The sequence below is a fragment of the Thiolapillus sp. genome, assembly GCF_048562965.1.
Lineage (GTDB): Bacteria > Pseudomonadota > Gammaproteobacteria > Chromatiales > Chromatiaceae > Thiolapillus > Thiolapillus brandeum_A.
The window spans coordinates 1-3,957 of sequence record NZ_JBHNMF010000310.1 but is presented as its reverse complement, the minus strand read 5'-3'; the positions used below and the strand labels follow the sequence as shown (position 1 = coordinate 3,957).

4 protein-coding genes are annotated in these 3,957 nt (G+C 58.8%); 1 reads left to right on the top strand and 3 read right to left on the bottom strand.

Translation table 11 applies throughout. The annotated features are described in order from the left end of the window. Positions 1 to 161 precede the first annotated feature (161 nt). Complete coding sequence (locus ACOCD2_RS13840) at positions 162 to 722, top strand: hypothetical protein (protein ID WP_293648653.1); 561 nt, start codon at positions 162 to 164, stop codon at positions 720 to 722. On the opposite strand, the gene ACOCD2_RS13835 is transcribed toward ACOCD2_RS13840, so the two are convergent. The 3 genes from ACOCD2_RS13835 to cgtA form a co-directional block, all read right to left on the bottom strand. Continuing rightward, positions 715 to 1,512 carry a sulfite exporter TauE/SafE family protein gene (locus ACOCD2_RS13835; RefSeq protein WP_293648656.1) on the bottom strand — a complete coding sequence of 266 codons (798 nt, stop codon included), beginning with the start codon at positions 1,510 to 1,512 and terminating at the stop codon, positions 715 to 717. The two genes, ACOCD2_RS13840 and ACOCD2_RS13835, sit on opposite strands and share 8 nt — an antisense overlap. 67 nt (positions 1,513 to 1,579) lie before the next feature. Beyond that, positions 1,580 to 2,704, bottom strand: a complete 1,125-nt coding sequence (gene proB, locus ACOCD2_RS13830) for a glutamate 5-kinase (protein WP_293648659.1) — start codon at positions 2,702 to 2,704, stop codon at positions 1,580 to 1,582. Beyond that, the gene (gene cgtA / locus ACOCD2_RS13825; RefSeq protein ID WP_293648662.1) at positions 2,704 to 3,774 is read right to left on the bottom strand and encodes an Obg family GTPase CgtA; all 1,071 of its coding nucleotides are present in this window, start codon (positions 3,772 to 3,774) and stop codon (positions 2,704 to 2,706) included. The genes proB and cgtA overlap by 1 nt, the downstream gene beginning before the upstream one ends. Positions 3,775 to 3,957 lie beyond the last annotated feature (183 nt).

Here is a 3,957-nt window from a genome sequence, read left to right as displayed (position 1 = left end):
GAGCAGGATGCAGCAATCAGCGTATAGAACAAGCTCTAACGGGCAGTATGAACAAAATAGCAACTTTATTTCACCCGAAAATATACGGTGGAACAATGTTGCTTACTCTAAACTCTAGACCCTTGAACTATAATTGGAAAAAACAACCAGTAGTCATTTTCATGAAAAAGATCATCCAGACCTTCGTTCTGCTCCTGTTCATCGGGCCGGCAAATGCCAGTAACTGGGACAATGCCAATCCCTTTGTGGACATGATGCGCTCCATGCTGGATGTCTTCGAAATGATGCAGCTGTACCAGGATTTCTCCGGACAGATCGGTCACTCGGGCAACCCTTCCCAGTACCGGAAATACCTGCCTGCCTACCCGTCGGCTCCCTCGCCCTCCCTGTCACAGGGCCAGGTGCCGGACGGCAGTCTGGACGGCGCCTGGGCCAGTCAGAACCGCATACTGCTGGCCATCAAACAGCAGTATGCGCGCATGTACTGGGCACGCGACCAGTACCGGGATTTCTACCTTGAGGTTCTTCCCGAACACCTGCGATTCAAGGATGCCACCACCGGACAGGTACAGGATTTCGAGTTTCGCATGCAGGACAATCAGCTCGCCCTGCGGGACAAGAAAGGCAGGGTGATCCAGTTCTTCCGCCTCAACACAGCCGGTGAATCACCTGCTCCCGCCCCTGAAACCACACCCAATTTCTGGGATCCCAACGTCAACTGAAAAGGATCAGGCGCAGCCCGACCACGAGCAACAACAGGGCAAACCCTTTTTTCAGCAGCGAAACAGGAAGACTGTGGGCCAATCGTGCACCAAGAGGCGCAGCCAGTACAGCAAACAACGCCACGGCGATCACAGCAGGCCAATACACAAAGCCAGTGGACAAGCCTGTCCCCAGGCCCTGCCCCATGAGCATGAATCCCAGGGCACCGGCGATGGCTATGGGCAGGCCGCATGCGGCCGAAGTCGCCACTGCCCCGGGCAGGCTCTTGCCCTGCCAGACCAGGAAAGGCACTGTCATGGTGCCACCACCGATACCCACCAGCCCCGATACCGTCCCGATCGCTGCACCAACGGGCAGGAACAGACGGTGATGCCCCCGTGGCGCAGATCCTGTTTTGGGTGCAACAGCTGACAGCATCTGACCTGCCACCAGCAGCAGGAAGGTCCCGAACAGCACCTTCAGCAGACCCGTGCTGAACTGCGATGCCAGCCAGGCACCTGCCAATGCCCCCAGCATCAGGCCGGGGGCCAGCCCGAACACCACCGGCCAGTCCACCGCACCACGCCTGTGGTGCGCCCACAAAGAGGAGATCGCAGTGGGTACGATGATGGCCAGGGAACTGCCGATAGCAATATGGGACAGGAAAGCCGTATCGAATCCCTGCAGATGGAAGAGCAACAGCAGGCCCGGCACGATGACCAGGCCACCACCGATACCCATCAAGCCGGCAAGCACACCGGCGAACGCACCCAGCAGCGCATAGAGGCCATAGTACAGTTCAGGTTCCACCAGACAATCTCCAGCCGGGAATCGACAGGCATGCAAAAGGGACTGGATTCACTGAATCAGAAATTTTCTACAGTACGACCAGATTGTCCCGGTGAATCAGTTCTTCGTCATCCATGTAACCGAGAATCTGTTCAAATTCCTGGCTGGGTCGCCCGGCAATTTTACGCGCTTCTTCCGACGAATAGTTTACGAGCCCCCGCGCCACCTCCCGCCCCTGCGGATCGAGGCAAAGCACCATCTCACCCCGCGAAAACCGGCCATCCACCGCGGTTACGCCGACGGCCAGCAGGCTGGACCCGGCATGTTGCAGCTTGTTCACGGCGCCGGCATCCAGGATCAGCTGGCCATGGGCCTGCAGCTGGGCCGCCAGCCAGCGCTTGCGCGCCGCATCCGGCTCCTGAGAGGGTACCAGCAGGGTACCCAGCTGTTTTCCCGCTGCGATACCCCTCAGGGCCTCACTGTCCTTGCCTGAAGTGATTATGGTTGCCGTTCCTGAACGGGCCGCCAGCCGGGCAGCCCGCAGTTTGGTCTGCATACCACCGCTGCCCAGATTTCCGCGAGAATCCCCCGCAAAGCCGTCGAGACGGGCATCATCGACCCGGGCATGTTCGATCAGCCTGGCATCCCGCGAGGTGCGGGGATCCGCATCGAAAAGTCCATCCTGATCAGTGAGCAGCACCAGCAGATCGGCCTCGATGAGGTTGGCCACCAGGGCAGCCAGGGTATCGTTGTCCCCAAAACGCAGTTCTTCATTGGCTACTACGTCGTTTTCGTTCACCACGGGCACGACACCGAGGGACAAAAGGGTCTGCAGGGTACTGCGCGCGTTCAGATAGCGCCTTCTGTCGGACAGGTCGTCATGGGTGACCAGTACCTGGGCGGTATGACGGCCCCGGCGCTGAAAACAGCTTTCCCAGGCCTGCACCAGGCCCATCTGGCCGATGGCTGCCGCTGCCTGCAGTTCATGCAGGGTTTCCGGCCGCTCGTTCCAGCCCATGCGGCACATGCCTTCGGCTACGGCGCCGGAAGAAACCAGCACCAGCTCATTGCCCTGCTCCAGCCAGTCGGCCATCTGATCCACCCAGCTACCCAGCGCACCGCGGTCCAGTCCCCGGCCTTCAGCGGTGAGCAGGGCGCTGCCGATCTTCACGACCCAGCGCCGGGTTTTGGAAATGCTGTCTCTCGTTATCATCAGGTCCGGGTCGGGTCGTAGGGTGTCTCATCCTCTGCTTCGGCATCTTCAGAGGGTTCTTCAAACGATTCGATATGCCGCATCAGCGCCTGGGCAAGCTCGTCCACACCTTCGCCGGTCACAGAGGAAACCGCGAATACCGGCCCTTTCCAGTCAAGCTCGGCCAGAAGCCGCTCTTTTTTCTCTTCGAACTCTTCATCCAGCAGCAGATCCTTTTTTGTCAGCACCAGCCAGCGTTCGCGATCGGCCAGGTCGCCACCATACTTCTCCACTTCAGCGATCAGCTGGCGCACTTCATCCGCAGGATTCAGGTTCTCATCCAGGGGCGCAATATCCACCAGATGCAGTACCAGGCGGGTTCGGGACAAGTGTTTCAGGAACTGCAGCCCCAGGCCCGCGCCTTCCGCTGCCCCTTCGATAACACCGGGAATGTCAGCGATCACGAAGCTGCGCCCCTGACCCAGGTTGACCACACCCAGATTGGGATACAGCGTGGTAAACGGATAGTCCGCCACCTTGGGCCGCGCATGGGACATTTTCGCGATCAGACTGGATTTCCCGGCGTTGGGCATCCCCAGCAAACCCACATCCGCCAGCACGATGAGCTCCAGGCTCAGATTGCGCTTTTCCCCCTGCGTGCCATTGGTGGACTGACGGGGCGCACGGTTGGTACTGCTCTTGAAGTGGATGTTGCCCAACCCGTGCTTGCCACCCCGGGCCACCAGCATCTCCTGGCCTTCCTCGAGGATTTCGCCGATGATTTCGTCCGTGTCCAGATCCCGCACCCGCGTGCCCACGGGCACACGCACATACAGTGTCGCTCCCTTGTGTCCGTACATCTGCCTGCTCATGCCATTCTGCCCACGCTCTGCACGATGCAGGCGCTTGTGGCGAAAATCCACCAGGGTGTTCAGGCCTTCATCACCAACCAGAATGACATGGCCACCATCACCTCCGTCTCCGCCGTCGGGACCACCTTTGGGAATGTATTTCTCGCGGCGAAAGCTGACGCAACCGTTGCCGCCGTCGCCTGCTTCCACCTTGATGATGGCTTCGTCTACAAATTTCATTGGATAAATTATACCGTATAAACAAAAAACCCCGCCGTTCTGGCGGGGTCTTCAGAAGTTCTTGGTAAAAATCTGCGTTCTTAGAACGCAGACTTGCCTTTTGCCCCCTATAAGGGGGCTTTGATGCCAGCCTTCTGAGAAGGCTGGCTGGTGAGTTATCCCATTTCATTGATTACTTGCCCA

Excerpts from the sequence above, each read along its gene's own strand:
- proB (WP_293648659.1), bottom strand. The coding sequence starts at position 2,704 with ATGATAACGAGAGACAGCATTTCCAAAACCCGGCGCTGGGTCGTGAAG.
- cgtA (WP_293648662.1), bottom strand. The coding sequence starts at position 3,774 with ATGAAATTTGTAGACGAAGCCATCATCAAGGTGGAAGCAGGCGACGGC.
- ACOCD2_RS13840 (WP_293648653.1), top strand. The coding sequence starts at position 162 with ATGAAAAAGATCATCCAGACCTTCGTTCTGCTCCTGTTCATCGGGCCG.